15 protein-coding genes are annotated in these 13,610 nt (G+C 36.2%); all 15 read right to left on the reverse strand.

Annotated features, from left to right (window positions below; translation table 11 throughout):
* Positions 1 to 66: 66 nt before the first annotated feature.
* Entirely contained in the window at positions 67 to 1,173 is a 1,107-nt protein-coding gene (locus tag B4113_RS02580; protein ID WP_061912169.1) for a hypothetical protein, read from the reverse strand.
* Between the two features lie 294 nt (positions 1,174 to 1,467).
* The gene (locus tag B4113_RS02585; protein ID WP_061912187.1) at positions 1,468 to 1,674 is read right to left on the reverse strand and encodes a hypothetical protein; all 207 of its coding nucleotides are present in this window, start codon (positions 1,672 to 1,674) and stop codon (positions 1,468 to 1,470) included.
* 55 nt (positions 1,675 to 1,729) lie between these two features.
* The gene (locus B4113_RS02590; RefSeq protein ID WP_061912170.1) at positions 1,730 to 5,293 is read right to left on the reverse strand and encodes a tape measure protein; all 3,564 of its coding nucleotides are present in this window, start codon (positions 5,291 to 5,293) and stop codon (positions 1,730 to 1,732) included.
* Between the two features lie 283 nt (positions 5,294 to 5,576).
* The gene (locus tag B4113_RS02600; RefSeq protein ID WP_061912172.1) at positions 5,577 to 5,894 is read right to left on the reverse strand and encodes a hypothetical protein; all 318 of its coding nucleotides are present in this window, start codon (positions 5,892 to 5,894) and stop codon (positions 5,577 to 5,579) included.
* A gap of 76 nt (positions 5,895 to 5,970) precedes the next feature.
* Complete coding sequence (locus B4113_RS02605; RefSeq protein WP_061912173.1) at positions 5,971 to 6,510, reverse strand: hypothetical protein; 540 nt, start codon at positions 6,508 to 6,510, stop codon at positions 5,971 to 5,973.
* A gap of 1 nt (position 6,511) precedes the next feature.
* The gene (locus B4113_RS02610) at positions 6,512 to 6,913 is read right to left on the reverse strand and encodes a hypothetical protein (RefSeq protein WP_061912174.1); all 402 of its coding nucleotides are present in this window, start codon (positions 6,911 to 6,913) and stop codon (positions 6,512 to 6,514) included.
* The gene (locus B4113_RS02615; RefSeq protein ID WP_061912175.1) at positions 6,910 to 7,233 is read right to left on the reverse strand and encodes an HK97-gp10 family putative phage morphogenesis protein; all 324 of its coding nucleotides are present in this window, start codon (positions 7,231 to 7,233) and stop codon (positions 6,910 to 6,912) included. Before B4113_RS02615 ends, B4113_RS02610 begins: the two co-directional genes overlap by 4 nt.
* On the reverse strand, positions 7,233 to 7,550 hold the full coding sequence (locus tag B4113_RS02620) for a hypothetical protein (protein WP_061912176.1): 318 nt from the start codon (positions 7,548 to 7,550) through the stop codon (positions 7,233 to 7,235). Before B4113_RS02620 ends, B4113_RS02615 begins: the two co-directional genes overlap by 1 nt.
* A complete protein-coding gene (locus tag B4113_RS02625) occupies positions 7,547 to 7,846 on the reverse strand; it encodes a phage head-tail connector protein (protein ID WP_061912177.1) in 300 nt (99 codons plus the stop codon). The genes B4113_RS02620 and B4113_RS02625 overlap by 4 nt, the downstream gene beginning before the upstream one ends.
* Before the next feature lie 4 nt (positions 7,847 to 7,850).
* Positions 7,851 to 8,063, reverse strand: coding sequence for a hypothetical protein (locus tag B4113_RS02630; protein ID WP_061912178.1), 213 nt, complete (start codon positions 8,061 to 8,063; stop codon positions 7,851 to 7,853).
* Positions 8,064 to 8,131: 68 nt separating this feature from the next.
* Positions 8,132 to 9,061 carry a major capsid protein gene (locus B4113_RS02635; protein ID WP_061912179.1) on the reverse strand — a complete coding sequence of 310 codons (930 nt, stop codon included), beginning with the start codon at positions 9,059 to 9,061 and terminating at the stop codon, positions 8,132 to 8,134.
* 26 nt (positions 9,062 to 9,087) lie between these two features.
* Positions 9,088 to 9,681: a DUF4355 domain-containing protein gene (locus B4113_RS02640; RefSeq protein WP_061912180.1), complete on the reverse strand. Its 594-nt coding sequence runs from the start codon at positions 9,679 to 9,681 to the stop codon at positions 9,088 to 9,090.
* Positions 9,682 to 9,797: 116 nt separating this feature from the next.
* The gene (locus tag B4113_RS02645; protein ID WP_061912181.1) at positions 9,798 to 10,655 is read right to left on the reverse strand and encodes a minor capsid protein; all 858 of its coding nucleotides are present in this window, start codon (positions 10,653 to 10,655) and stop codon (positions 9,798 to 9,800) included.
* Positions 10,648 to 11,925, reverse strand: a complete 1,278-nt coding sequence (locus B4113_RS02650) for a phage portal protein (RefSeq protein WP_061912182.1) — start codon at positions 11,923 to 11,925, stop codon at positions 10,648 to 10,650. The genes B4113_RS02645 and B4113_RS02650 overlap by 8 nt, the downstream gene beginning before the upstream one ends.
* A 19-nt stretch (positions 11,926 to 11,944) precedes the next feature.
* Positions 11,945 to 13,610: phage terminase large subunit (gene terL / locus B4113_RS02655; protein ID WP_235597942.1), on the reverse strand; the 1,666-nt coding region annotated here is incomplete at its 5' end.

The following is a 13,610-nucleotide window of genomic DNA, read 5'->3' on the forward strand; positions in this document are numbered from 1 at the left end:
CAAAAAATTAAGCTACCTCTCTCTTTTGGTAGCTTATTCAAAATTTTGTTATTGATATCACTTTCACTAGTATTTATATGTTGTCTGTGGATTTAATTTAGGGAAATAAAATTCCAGTATTTTTTGTTTTTTATCGTAAGTGTATTGAGCTTCTAATCCTAAAATCTGAAAAACATCTTCTATAGAATACGGATTCCAAGTCATAACGTAACTTTCATGTTCAAATCTTGTTCCCTTAGTATTAATTATTAACTCTTTACCGTATAGGGGATTAAATAGCTTATGAACGTAATAATAATCAGAGTTTATGTCGTTATAATCTATATATACTTTCTCAGTACTAAACATAGGAATATCTGGCTGAATGTACCCACTTATTCCAGAAGGTAATTTACTGTAAGAAACAGAGTATCTATTCATAGCTATAGCGTATAGGGTTTGTAAATATTGGGTCTTTAAATAAATTTTATCACCAAAAATTTGATTAAAGCCAACCATAACATTATCTTGAGCAAAAATAAATCTTTCCCCATTTGCAAATTTAACAAGCATATGATTGAAAGTAATGTTAGGTTTATTATTAACATCCATAAACTTTACATTTAATAAGCTTTTTTCTGGTTCAGCAACTTTTAATTCCTTTAACTTAAAGTAAATACTATCTAATTTTGCTGAAAATTCCTCTCTTGTAATTCCCTTTTCGTATCTTTTCTCCAATGCTTGTAATTCCAAGTAGACATTTTTCCCTATGTTCGTTTTAATGCCATATGGAATATTACCAGAATTTTGATTTATAGGCGGTTTTTGTGGAGACGGAAGACCGTTTTCCTTTCTTACTTGCTCCAATTTTGTTTTTGAAGGCGTTTCATACTTTACACTTGAATCCCTTTTTACATAATAACCGCCTCCTAAACCTAAATAGCCGGGTTTAAACTCGTAAATACGATAAACTTGTCCAGGATTTAACGTACGAACAACAACGGGACTGCCATCGTTTTTAAACTTTAATAAACTTGTTTTCTTTAAAACTGTTAGCCTACCAATTTGCCCCGGCTTTAACTCGACACCATCCCAGTAAACTTTCGCTTCTGCCTTATTAACTAATGGAGATAAGAAACTAAAACCTAATGCCAGCACAAAAACGTAAATGATTGGTTTAATCCTACTAATCATTCAAATTACCCCCCCTACAAAAGTAACATTTTACAATAAAATAATACAACAATTGTAACAAAAAGGAAATTAGTTTTTTTGAAAAATGAAAATAAAGAAATAATACTTGATGGAAACAAACGATATAAAGGGGGAGTTACAGAAGAGGGGAATTAAAAGGTGTGTATTTTGCACGTTTTCGTAAAAAATTAGCCGATTTATAATGAGTTTTTAGACATATAAATACAATCCCTATATAATCCTATTCCTCACTTACAAATCGGCTAATTTTCCTTAAAACATGCAACAAAAATTCTAAAACTGTGCAACCTTTGCTAAACGAAATGCAGATCGTTTACGTTTGATTGGTACTTTGTATTGAATACCGATGAGTTTATCGAATTTAAAGTATTCAGCCATGATTTCAAAGTCTTTGTAATAACGTTTAATTCGTCTCATAATATCTCGATTCTCTGTATAAAGGCAATAATATTCATTATCTAACTTCCAAACTTCAGTCATTTTAACACCTCCAAAAATAAAAAAAGACCTCTCCTGAATGGAGAGGTTTATCAAATTATACGAAGCCATAAGGTTTTAATTTATGTATCATTCTTTCAATGGTTATATCTGCAATTTTTTCAGCTTGTGATTTATCAAGAGTACCGTTTACGGAAAATTGGAATGTTGGGGATAGATTAATTTCATTATGTACCGTAGAATTTGTTTGAGAATTTCTACCCATCAATAACCCTAAAGAGCCCCTTTTGGTTGAAAGTGAAAAACTTAATGTATTAGGAATAGCAAGAACTTTATTAGCTAAGTTATTTGATGCCTTTTCAACTAAATTAGATTGTGAGTTCATTCCGATTGCCAAACCTTCGCTAATAAAATTACCCACTTCCATCATGACACGGGAAGGAGACTTGATTTTGAGTGCGTCTTTTATCGTTTTTGAAACAACATTGGCGATTTCTTTTGCTTGTGTTTGAAGTGATCCCGTCATAGACTTCATGCCGTCAATCAAACCTTGAATGGCATCCATACCAATTGTTTTCATTGACGTTTTCCAGTCTTTGAGACCCGTTTGTGTGCCGGTTTTGATTTCTTGGATTTTCTTGATCCATTCAGCCTTATATTGCTCTAGTTCTTTTGCTGTTTCTTTTCGCAATTCCTGAATTTTGTTTTGTGTTTCGGTTTTTAGTCCTTCTAATTCTTTTGTTGCTTCATCTTTAGCTAATTCGTGTTTTTCTTTCCAAAGTTTTGCGTATTCTTGCAATTGTGAATCGGATAATGTAGTTAATGCTTGAATTTCAGCATATGCTTTAGGTCCCAAATCTTGTAGTTCTTCGATTAATCCTTTATCAAGCCCACGGCTGACTAATATTTGGATGTTTCTTTGCCATTCTTCAAAAGCTTTCACTTGATCTTCAAGATTTTTAAGCAATTGCTCGCCGGTCACGTTCGAGTCGATTTTGATCTCATCGAACAAACCAGCAAACGAATAAAGCGACTTAGCCCGTTCGTCAACAGCACGTTGGTATTCTTCCGTTAATTGTTTTTCGCTGTCGGCTAGTCGCTTGTTTGCTTCTTCGATTTTAGAAACATATTCATCATTGATCTGTGCAATTCGGTCACTGATTTCTTTCTTGACTCTATATATTTCTTTCTCCCAATAAATTCGTTCTTCTGTTCCTTGTTTGTATCGTTTTGCAACCGTATTAAGCGACTCTAGTTCTTGCATTAACGAAAGCTGATTGTAGTATTTCTTTTCTTCGAACCAGCGTTTCTCGTTCTCGAAATTGCGCTTTGTGATTTCGTCTTTCACACGAGCATATTCTTTTTCGGCTTCCATGCGCTCTTTGGTACCTTTTTTGAACAGTTTGGCGAGATTGTTCCACCACTGCAATTCTTGCTCAAGAGAAACATTTCGGATTTGCTTTTGATATTCAATGGCTTGTTTTCCTTGTTCAAAGGTTTTCTTGACTATTTCCGCTGTTTTCTTTGCCTGTTCATCTTGAATTTTCTTAATTTCTAAATTGACCTTACGAATCTGATCAGATGTCTTGGCGTACTCTTTTAGAATCGTTCGCAATTTGGAGATATACTGACTTTCATCAATTTTTCCGATTTTAAAGTTGTACTGAGCCGATTTAAACTGTTCTTCGAAAGCCTTTTTTGCTGCTTCTGCTGTCTTTTTCGACGATTTTTCAACGTCTTTCTTTTTCGATTCAATACCTTTTGCAAAACCGATGGTTGTCCATTGTCCGACTTCCATCATTACTCTTGATGGAGAGCGAATGCCGAGAATTTTCTTCGCCCATGCTGGAATATTTCTTGCAATTTCTTCGACCCTTTTCTTAATTGATCCAACCATTGAACTGATTCCGTTAATAAGACCTTGTATGATGTCTTTCCCGATAGAAAACAAATTAATCCCTTTTAAGAAACTCACAGCGCTATTCCACATGCTTGTTATTATCGATTTGATACCGCTCATGATGGAAGAAACAGCGCTTTTCATAGAGGAAAATGCGCTACTTACCGCTGATTTTGCTGTGTTTACCGCTGTTGAAATAGACGATTTGATTCCATTCCAAACGGATAAAGCAGTTGATTTGATGCTATTGAAAATACTTGATACATTTGATTTTACTGAGTTAAAGACTGAGGAAACAATGCTGGAAATACTATGTATTGTAGAAGAAATTGATGATTTAATTCCATTCCAAATATTGCTCACTGTAGTTTTTATCGAATTAAGAGTGTTGGAAATAGCATTTTTAATATTGTTCCAAATGCTTTGGATATTTGAGCTTATGCCATTAAGAGTTGTAGAAATTGTACTTTTTATACTGTTCCATATTGTACTAACTAACGTTTTAATCCCATTCCAAACGGTTGAAAAGATGTTCTTTACAATCTCAAGCGATGCTTTGATGATATTTTGAATTCCGTTTGTGGCGTTTTTAATGAATCCACCTATTGTATCCCAAACACCTTTTGCAATACTTTTTATCCCTTCCCATGCACCTTTCCAGTCACCTGAAATGAGGGAAAGTACCGTTTTTATCACGCCACGTATAATTTCAAGCAACCCTTTGATTGTTTGGGATATTGTTTGCCATGACGCTTTTGCTGTAGCAGAAATTTCATCTCCGTATTTTTTCCAAATATCTTTTCCAAACGCAACAAAATCGGAAATGATTTGTTTCAGTATTCCGATATTTTGTGTGATAGATGAGGCAACTTGTGGAGGAAGGATTTCTTGAATGACACCTTTCCAGCCTGCATTCTTAAATGCGTCTGAAATGCGATTCACGAAGTCGATGATAGTTGGAAGGAAGGATTTTATTTTTTCAAATAAATCGCTTGTTATCATTGCTGTGAAGGATTTGAGGTTGTCTTTCAATGTACTCATCAAACCGTTGAACGTTTGACTTTGCTTTTCCATTGCACCGCCAAAACGTTCACCCATTCCTTTGACAAGTGCAGGAATGACTTGGTTAGCCATGAGTTTTCCTTGTTCAGACATTTTCATTAGTTCTGGAATCGGCTTACCCATTGTTTCCGAAAGAATTTCCCACGCTGGAATTCCTCTTTCTGCTAACTGATTCATTTCCTCTGCTGACGCTTTCCCTTTAGCTGACATTTGAAAAAGTGCCATTGAAACGCCTTCTAGTTCTTCCTGTCCTCCACCGACTGCTGATACCGCATCACCAACAGCAATTAATGTTTCCTTTAACTTTTCTCCCTCAAATCCAGCCATATTGAGAAGTTTTGCTGACTTGTCAAGTCCCTCAAACTCAAACGGTGTTTTTGCTCCCAATTGGACGAGATCGTTTATCGTTTTCTTTGCTTCATCTGCACTACCTAAAAGGGTTGTCCATGCTATTTCGGATTGTTCCTTCATTGCATTGAAGTCAACGCCCGTTTTGACTGCCATCGTTCCAACTGCCGCAATAGACGCACCAAGTCCTGCAATTGCACCAGTTGCAAGTGCGCCCAATCGGCTTCCCCATCTTCCTGCTCCTGACTCAAAATTTCGTATATCTCTTTCCGCAGCACTCATTTTCGATGTAAATTTCGAATCATCAAGCAGAATTTCAGCTTTATAGGTTCCTAGATCGACTGTTGCCATTATTTCTCACCTGCCTTTTTGTAACCTGATATCTTGCGTAATTTTGCAAAGTCAGGTGAAGTCTGTTTAAGACGTTCAACTTTTTCGAGATATTCTCGACCCTCTGGAGTACTCATGAGATCAAACATTTGATAGTGTTTCAGATAAGACAAAAAAATCGCATACGGAAGGTTCATAATTTCCGCATGCGACATTCGAGTTTTCATATTGAGATATGCTATTTTCTCCATGAACTCAATTCCATCGCTTCCTTTTCTCTCTTCCCCCGGAAGCGACGGCATCATCAGTTTGGGTTAGTGTTAATCTCCGTCATTTTTTGTTGATATACTTCAACTACTTTTTTCATCTGTACAGGTGAAAATTTTTCAAGTACTTCATCAATTGTAACTTTCCGTTCGCCTTGAGAAAGGAGCAAAGATACCATTTCTGCAAGAAGGTGAATTTGTTCTTCTGCATTTTTTGCTTTTTTCACTTTGTTTTCAATAGCAACCATTTGTAAAACAAGTTGGGTAGATGGCGACGAAGGTGTTTCGAAAACTTCACCACCAATTTTGAATTGAATCGGTTCAGAAACGAGTAAATCTAAATCAATAATGTTCATATATTTTCAACCTCCTATTTTTTCGTCAGACATAAAAAAGGAAGGGAATATAATACTCCCTTCCTTATAGAAAGAATTAAATTTCCTCGATAATTTCAACAAGGTTGCCATCATTTCTTCCTGTAACTGCCAACGACTTAAACTCAGCATCAAGTACGACTTCTTTTTCTGGATCAAAAGCAATTTCAAATCCCGATTGTGCTTGCGCTCGGAAAATATTAACTGTCAATGTTTTACCATCTGGTTTCGTATGTACAAAACGAAGGTAGTTAACAGGTACATTTTTAAGTCCACCGATACCAATTCGTCTTGTGCCAGCTGTCGTATCTTCAGAATAACTTGCGGCACTTAATTTCGATAAATTTTCAAGATTCCATGTAAGCAAGCCCGACTTGAAAGTTACTTCTTCCTCAGTTAGAAAACTCATGATTGTTCCTCTATTGGCACTTTTCACGTCATGAAACGTAGGTTTATATGTTAATGTTGCACCACCACTGATCGCACCCACATTTACAAGTGCAGCTTGAATTTCTGTTTCTGTAGCGTTTGGATCAACTTGACCAAGATAAAGATCACCCGAACCAAGTAAAATCGTATTTTCTTGTACAGTCGCCATATTAAATCATCTCCTTTACTTTTACATGAAAAATAAGTAATTGCTCATATACGTTTAAATCATCAACATACAAAACGCCACCGCCAATATGTTTGGCATGGTAGATGGCAGTATTATTCACGCTAAACGGCTTATCTTTTGCTCGAAAATGCAATAAATCAATCACTCTTTTAGCGATTTTCTCCATCTCAACTACATTTTTTGAGACAATGCGAATATCGCATCTGTATGTATCGACTTCTCCAGCTTCATATGAAAAAGTTTCAAATACAATGTAAGGATAATCTTCACGATCGTTCGGAATCATTGCCGAAATACGCTTGTTTTTTGGTGTATAGCCGACTAAGTTCACCAATTCACTATCAGAAGTTAAAAGGGAATGAATGATTTGCGAAATCGTCATTGAACATTCATTCCCTTCTCGATAATGTCTTTGATTTTATCTTTATTTTCCTCGATTGCTGGGCGAAGATATGGCTGTGGTTTGATATTCTTACTTGCCACGCCAAATTCGACATACGGAGCGTATTCAACATTTGTTCCGATGTATGCTTTGGATACATTTTCATCTGATTGCGTTTCATGAGTAATGGAACGTCTCAAATGCCCAGTATCGACTGGCGCACGCAATTTCGCTTCAGCTTCCACGAAAACAGCGATTTGTTTAATTGTTTTCTCACGTCTTTCCTTCATTTTCTGAATTTCTTCTTGAAAACGGCTCATTAAGCATCATCCTTTTTAATTAACACTTCATAGTGTCGATCAAAATCCATTACGCCTGTAATCGTGTAATTTTTATCCTTATACTCAATCTTTTCACCGAGTTTTAAGCGTTCATCCGGCTTTGTAAACAGTCGATATTGCACATCAACAATGATTCCGTATCGATTTTCAGCTAATTTTGATGAATAAGGTTCAATTTCGCATTGGATTGGGATTTTTGTAGAAATCGTTTCATAAATTGGTTCTCCGAAGTCATTCCAGCCGACTAATACTTCTTCTCCTTCGCCTAGAAGATACACTGTTTTCGTTAGTCTCATACGACTTTCACCCTTCGATATCGATTTAATTGAGCGATGATATCATCGGGCAACGAATCACGATACGTTTCCGAAAGCGAACCTTTCGATTCTGCTTTCACATTTTCTACACCATTCATTCGGTAACGATAAACAGCGATATCTTCAATAACTTCATCGAGTTCAATAGGAATTTCATCGATATTGCAATAATTTTTCACGAACGATGTTGCACGAGAAAGGTAGATGTTGAGCAAGGAATCACGAGAAGTATCAGAAATACCTAACAATGTTTTTACATTATCTAATGAAGCCATCTAATCACCCCTTTTTCGTAGGGGATTTTTTAGAAGTTTGCTTTGGTTGTTCTTTTTGTTCTTCGATTTGTGTATCAGAATATACTAACTCATATCCAAAATCGTGAATAAGGATATTTTTAATCTCTTCACTATCTGTTTCACCTAGTCCATTAGTGAATTTAATACCATATGTTACGCCATTATAATTCTCGTTCGGTGTTTTAATTTTGTACATCTAATCACTCCCTATGTGTAAAATAAAGAGGAGGATGGAAACCACCCTCCCAACATGAAAGATATGTATTAAACAATTAAACCTTTTAAACGTGCTGCTGCTTTACCGTTAAATACGGCAATACCGCAGTAGAATTCAATACGTGTACGATATGCCGGTTTCGTTTCAAGTTCGCCTAAATCGTATACTTGAACTCCACCGTTTGTTAAACCTGAAACAAATTCATCTGCACCAAATTTAACTGCATAGATTGAAGTTGTATTAGTTGCTGTACCTTGAACTTCATTATGACCGATAACTTTTGTACCGTCTGGATTTTCACCGGCATCAAACATTGGTACTCCATCATAAGCCATTACGGTTCTACCAAATGCGTCAACAGTTTTATCAAAGTAGCCTAATTGACGAGCAATAGATTTAATTTTCAATAGTGTTTTCGAGTCCATAAATAAAGCGTCTGCTTTTCCAGCAGTTTGATAAATTAAAGCATCTAACGCTTCAAGGAATCTATACATACTTGCTTGGTCAGCATCAATATCCAAACCATTTGTATCTGCTTCAATTACTTGATTTCCTGTCAAGCGTTTTTTCAATCCATCAAAAGAATTTGCGTCAATAGCAGTATCACCATTAAAGAAGGTATCTTGGAATTTAAATGCTAATGCTTTTGTTTTCATTGCTGTTTGAATAGCACGTTGATCGTTGATATTGCTACGAGTTTGAGCAATAAATTTATCAACATCAGCATCTCCACCAAGAATGACAAGCGATTCTGTTTTCGGGTTTACGGTACCAGTTGATTCCGCATACGCACCATTTACCGCACGGAATTCAACACCCGGAAGAGTTAATTCTTCATTATATTTGTAAGAGTTACCTTGAATTTCGATGAACGGCAACATTTGAAGAACTGGAGCATTTAATACAAATGTTTCAATTACACCTTTTCTTAGTGTATCTTGAGATAATTTTGCAGATTCTAAAAGAGTAATAGCCATATGTAATCACCTTTCCTTTTTATTTTTTATTTTTTAGAGGATTGAGAATAAGCCATACTCATTAACTGAGTTGGCGATAAATTTTCTAATGATTGAGTTGTAGCACTTGAATCTTTCGGATTTACACCGCTTGTTTTGAGTTTTTCTTCAACAAGTGATTGAAGATTAGAAGTCCAAACTTCTTCGAATTTAGCCAAGTTTTGAAGAGTGGATTCTTCATCTTGACCGATGAAGTAATCGATTAATTGAATCGGAAGTTTCTTTTCAGTTGCAAGCGTGAGTGCTTTATTTTTAAGGGATTCACGCAATTTTTCTTGCTCCATTTGCTGAATTTTTGCTTCCAATTCTTTCAATTTCACATCTTTTGGATCAGCTTCAGGGAAACGTTTTTTGATTTCTTCATCAATCAGCTTTTGAAGATTGTTTTTCTGCCATGTACTTAATGACTTCGAGAAGTGACGGTCTTTTTCACTGTCAAACCATCGTTTCAATTCTTCATTTTCAACAAGCATTTTTTGCACCTCTTCAACACTTACCGAACGTAAGCCCTGAAGATATGCCTTTACTTCCTCATTGTCTTTATTCTCTTCAAAAAACTTTTTAACATCTTCTAAATTCATACGTATTTGACCTCCTTTGCCCTTCTAACACTGTATAGTCCTAGAAGTGCATGTTTTTTGATTTTTGCCCAGTTTAACGACATATGGCAGGTCAAGAAAATTAAAAAAGCCACCATTTAAGGTGACTGAATTCCCTTACTTTTAGCCCATTCATCATAACTTTGATATTCGATGACTTCTTTTGTTTCGTTGTCCTTGCGTTTTGTTGGTTCGTATCCTTCGATTGCAGGAATCCAACAACTTCTGCAATTAGGATGAGCCGGAATCATAGGACGTTCTGGATCATCTATGCGCCATTTCTTACCGTCACGAGAACGGCAAATTTGCGATGTACGATTATCAAGCGTAGCTGTATAAATGAGATATTTCACTACACCGCTTTCTCGATAAATCTTTTCTTGCGCTGACGAAATCACACGAGCCGATTCTGTGCGAATCAAGCGTTGTGATTGATACGCTTTTGAATTGAATTGCTTATCAATACGTTTTGCGATTTTGTCTAATGATTCGCCTTGCTGAATGCCTATATACAGTTCAGTTCGCAAAGCATTTACAAGCGCATTTGCATTGTTCCAAATACGTTGTGAAAAAGGAATGCCGCTCCAATTGTAATTAACGATTTCGTCAACAACTTCTTTTCTCAACAACGAAAACGAAAACGTTGTATGAATAGTTTTTTCAATCATGTACGCTGTCCGATAATACGCATGAGCAAAAACAGTCGCAAGGATGGATGTTACTATTGCTACTTCAGAAACAGCAATATTTCTGATTTCTTCTTGCATTTGTCGTTCAATTTTCGGAATGTCGGAAACGTTGACTTTGCCGTCTTGTCCGTATTTCATGAACAATTCAGCAATCAATTGCTTAATATTGTCACGATGTTTCCGATACAGTTTTAATACTTCTCGATGTTCCTTTTCAGATAGAATAAATAATTCATCGACCATCTTGAGAAATTCTTTTTCATTCATTGCTGTCACCTATCGCATCTAAATTCATTGTGTCTTGTTCTTGCTTTAATTTCTCGATAACCTGTTTCGGATTCTGGATTCGAGGATGCCAAGAAAGACGTGTTTCAAGATCAACCATATTTGTAAGTTGTACGATTTCTTGCGTAATTTCCATTTCATTTTGCGGAATGTTGCGACTAAATTGGAATTGAATATCTGTATAGTTGTAGTTCGCACCCTTCAAATTAAGGATATTTGTAATCAATCGAATACGTTTCCGCAATGCTTTTTCCATCTTGCGCTCTTTTACGCTGCATTTCGCTTCAAGACCGAACAACTTGAAGCCAATTGCAATACCCGAAAGATTTGAAGAAAATTCTTCTGTCGTGAGTTTCGGTGTTGCTGTTTGAATGTGAATGAGATCGTCAATTGTTTCAAAAAAGTTCTGTTGAAACTGATTATTAATGTTTTTAATGAGCCATTCAGCATCGCCTTGTTGATCGAGCAACAACACACCATTTTGACGCATTGCTTGCACGTCCTCTGGCTTCGTACCCTGATAACCGCGAATCATTAAGTACGCATTGGCAAAACTTTCTAATTCATTTGCGCTATCACTCAAAATCTTATCGATAGCGTCAACTAACGGAATTTGCTTTTCAAAATCCCCAATTTCCTCATCATTGTTTTTATAAATGATTACAGGCACTTCACCAAAATAATGCGGAATGGATTGATCTAATACAAACGTTTTACCGCCATCGTATGACGTGAAATAGTGAAATCCTTCAGCATCGTATGCTTCTACTTTCATTACGTCTGAATCGCCTTGTTTTTCGTTCCAGTACCGCAAACCGAAAAGGATATTGTCTTGTGAATCTTTCTCAACGTACATCTCAATTGGTGAATACTGTTTGAAACGAATATTGCCGTTCGGGTCAATGTAAACAAGCTCGAGACATTTACCGAAAATCGAAGCATCTTTTACAATCTCCGCATTTGTATCCTCTTCATCGTTAATTAGAAAAATACTGTGAAGCTCATCGAGATATTTTTGATTTCCAGAGCGTGACAGGTATGTAATCGGTTTTGAAGCGAAATAGCCAACAACCGTATCAACAATCAAACTACAGTAACTTGTCGCTATTTTGTTGTTTGGCTTCAACGGGTCTGGAAGTTGACGATTCAGAATATCGTTTTTGCCTGTGTAATAGCGATACAATTTTTCGTATCGAGGCAATTCTGTGCGATGTTTTCGAATCGCTTCTTTGATTTGTTCTGATGTTAACACCTTTTCACCTTCTTTCTTCTCATAATCCTAATAATCTTCTATCGAGCGTTTGAATACGTCTCATTTTCTGAATCAATGTGACAGCCATTTCAAGCGAGTCAGGAGCATCGTCATGTTTTGCTGTCGAAGAATAGTCAAGTATTTGCTGATTATACGTTTTATTTGTGGGATTGAATCGGATATATCCATTTGCAATCATCGGCTGTAAAGACATGATGCGTGAATGTTTATTTGAACGTGAGTTGATTTCAACAATTTCGATGTAATAGCCGTTTTGAATCAGTTTTTTCTCAAGCTGTTGCTTTAACAATGCTTGAAAGTTCACCGTTTCAATACCGATACGTGAGATAGGATATTTGGACATTTTTTCGATAACTGTATCAATCAACACATCCGGCTTTAATCGTCTGCAATCACCATCAAGGACATAAAAATAACCGTCCTCGTCTTTTCCAAGCACAGTGATTGCGGAAAAGTCGGAACGGTTTGATTTAGCAAGTGATGGGTCAATTGTCATTACGATTTCTTGAAGCTTTGACATGTCTAATTCATGATAATAAGCAAGCTCTTGAAACACTCTGTCTTTAGACGATTTCGGCTCATTTTGAAGCTCTTTTGAAAAGGCGTCATCACCGATTTCAATTCGTTTGAGCATGAGATCGTAATAATCATTTTTTGCTTCCCAGAGCACCGCTGTTCCTTTAAGCATCTCATCTTTATGTTTCTCGAAGAATGTTTCAGCAGCCGACAATCTGAATGGATTCGATAGGTCTGTAACGATTTCTTCCCATTCATTCCATAAGTCTTCACGTTCTGACCATGAAATGACGGCTTGGTAAAATAACGTTGTATATGTAGGATTGTTCATGATATCGGCTAAAAGATCATCCTCTGTCATTCGAGTACCGATGAACAGGAATGATGTATATGTATCGCCTGTGTTTACAAGGGATTCCCAGTACCATTTCTTGAGTTGGTCAAGTTTGGATTCAGATGCAACATTTGAATCCTTCATAATATCATCCGAAATAATTAATGTCGGACGTAAATTTTTATACTTAATACCACGTAAGCTGGAATCAGCACCCTTAGCCATAATACAGGTATCATTGGTTAAAATGAGACATTCCGTATTCCATGTGTCACCTTTTAAATCGCCAAAATCTTCAAGAATGGCTTCATTTGTTTCAAGTTCAATGCGAATGGATTTCAAAAACTCTTTTGCCATTGCTTCGTTAGCACTGATGAGAAGAATGAATGGCTTTAAACGAAACAGCAAGCAATATAATGGGATTTTAAAGCTTCCGAGTGTAGACTTTGCATGACCACGTGGAGCAACCACGCAAAGATTTTTTATTTCTCCATCGAGCATTTTTTGTAAATGTTCTTCAATTTCAGTGTGAAAAGCAGGTGATTCACGACCGAAATATTTAGGGAAATAGGCTTTACCGAAATACTCTTTATCAAGTTGGGCTAATTTTTTACGTAAACCGTTTTTACCGGTGTATTTACCTTTGTATTTCAGTAGTAAATCTTCAATTTGTTCATCTGTGAAGTGACGTTTGAGATACTGCAACATAAGTTCTTTCTGTTGCTTATCCATTTTGTCACCTCCCTCTAGAAATGTTGATTTATCAAGGCTTTTCGGCCCCTCAGGGGTGTCCAAAAAATATTTTTCGACAAAA

Source organism: Geobacillus sp. B4113_201601 (genome assembly GCF_001587475.1).
Classification (GTDB): Bacteria; Bacillota; Bacilli; order Bacillales; family Anoxybacillaceae; genus Geobacillus; species Geobacillus icigianus.

What these genes read in the sequence shown, in the direction of transcription:
- B4113_RS02625 (WP_061912177.1), bottom strand. Translation starts at nt 7,846, where the DNA reads ATGGCTTCATTAGATAATGTAAAAACATTGTTAGGTATTTCTGATACT.
- B4113_RS02635 (WP_061912179.1), bottom strand. Translation starts at nt 9,061, where the DNA reads ATGGCTATTACTCTTTTAGAATCTGCAAAATTATCTCAAGATACACTA.
- B4113_RS02580 (WP_061912169.1), bottom strand. Translation starts at nt 1,173, where the DNA reads ATGATTAGTAGGATTAAACCAATCATTTACGTTTTTGTGCTGGCATTA.
- B4113_RS02605 (WP_061912173.1), bottom strand. Translation starts at nt 6,510, where the DNA reads ATGGCGACTGTACAAGAAAATACGATTTTACTTGGTTCGGGTGATCTT.
- B4113_RS02620 (WP_061912176.1), bottom strand. Translation starts at nt 7,550, where the DNA reads ATGAGACTAACGAAAACAGTGTATCTTCTAGGCGAAGGAGAAGAAGTA.
- B4113_RS02645 (WP_061912181.1), bottom strand. Translation starts at nt 10,655, where the DNA reads ATGAATGAAAAAGAATTTCTCAAGATGGTCGATGAATTATTTATTCTA.
- B4113_RS02640 (WP_061912180.1), bottom strand. Translation starts at nt 9,681, where the DNA reads ATGAATTTAGAAGATGTTAAAAAGTTTTTTGAAGAGAATAAAGACAAT.
- B4113_RS02590 (WP_061912170.1), bottom strand. Translation starts at nt 5,293, where the DNA reads ATGGCAACAGTCGATCTAGGAACCTATAAAGCTGAAATTCTGCTTGAT.
- B4113_RS02600 (WP_061912172.1), bottom strand. Translation starts at nt 5,894, where the DNA reads ATGAACATTATTGATTTAGATTTACTCGTTTCTGAACCGATTCAATTC.
- B4113_RS02585 (WP_061912187.1), bottom strand. Translation starts at nt 1,674, where the DNA reads ATGACTGAAGTTTGGAAGTTAGATAATGAATATTATTGCCTTTATACA.
- B4113_RS02630 (WP_061912178.1), bottom strand. Translation starts at nt 8,063, where the DNA reads ATGTACAAAATTAAAACACCGAACGAGAATTATAATGGCGTAACATAT.
- B4113_RS02610 (WP_061912174.1), bottom strand. Translation starts at nt 6,913, where the DNA reads ATGACGATTTCGCAAATCATTCATTCCCTTTTAACTTCTGATAGTGAA.
- B4113_RS02615 (WP_061912175.1), bottom strand. Translation starts at nt 7,233, where the DNA reads ATGAGCCGTTTTCAAGAAGAAATTCAGAAAATGAAGGAAAGACGTGAG.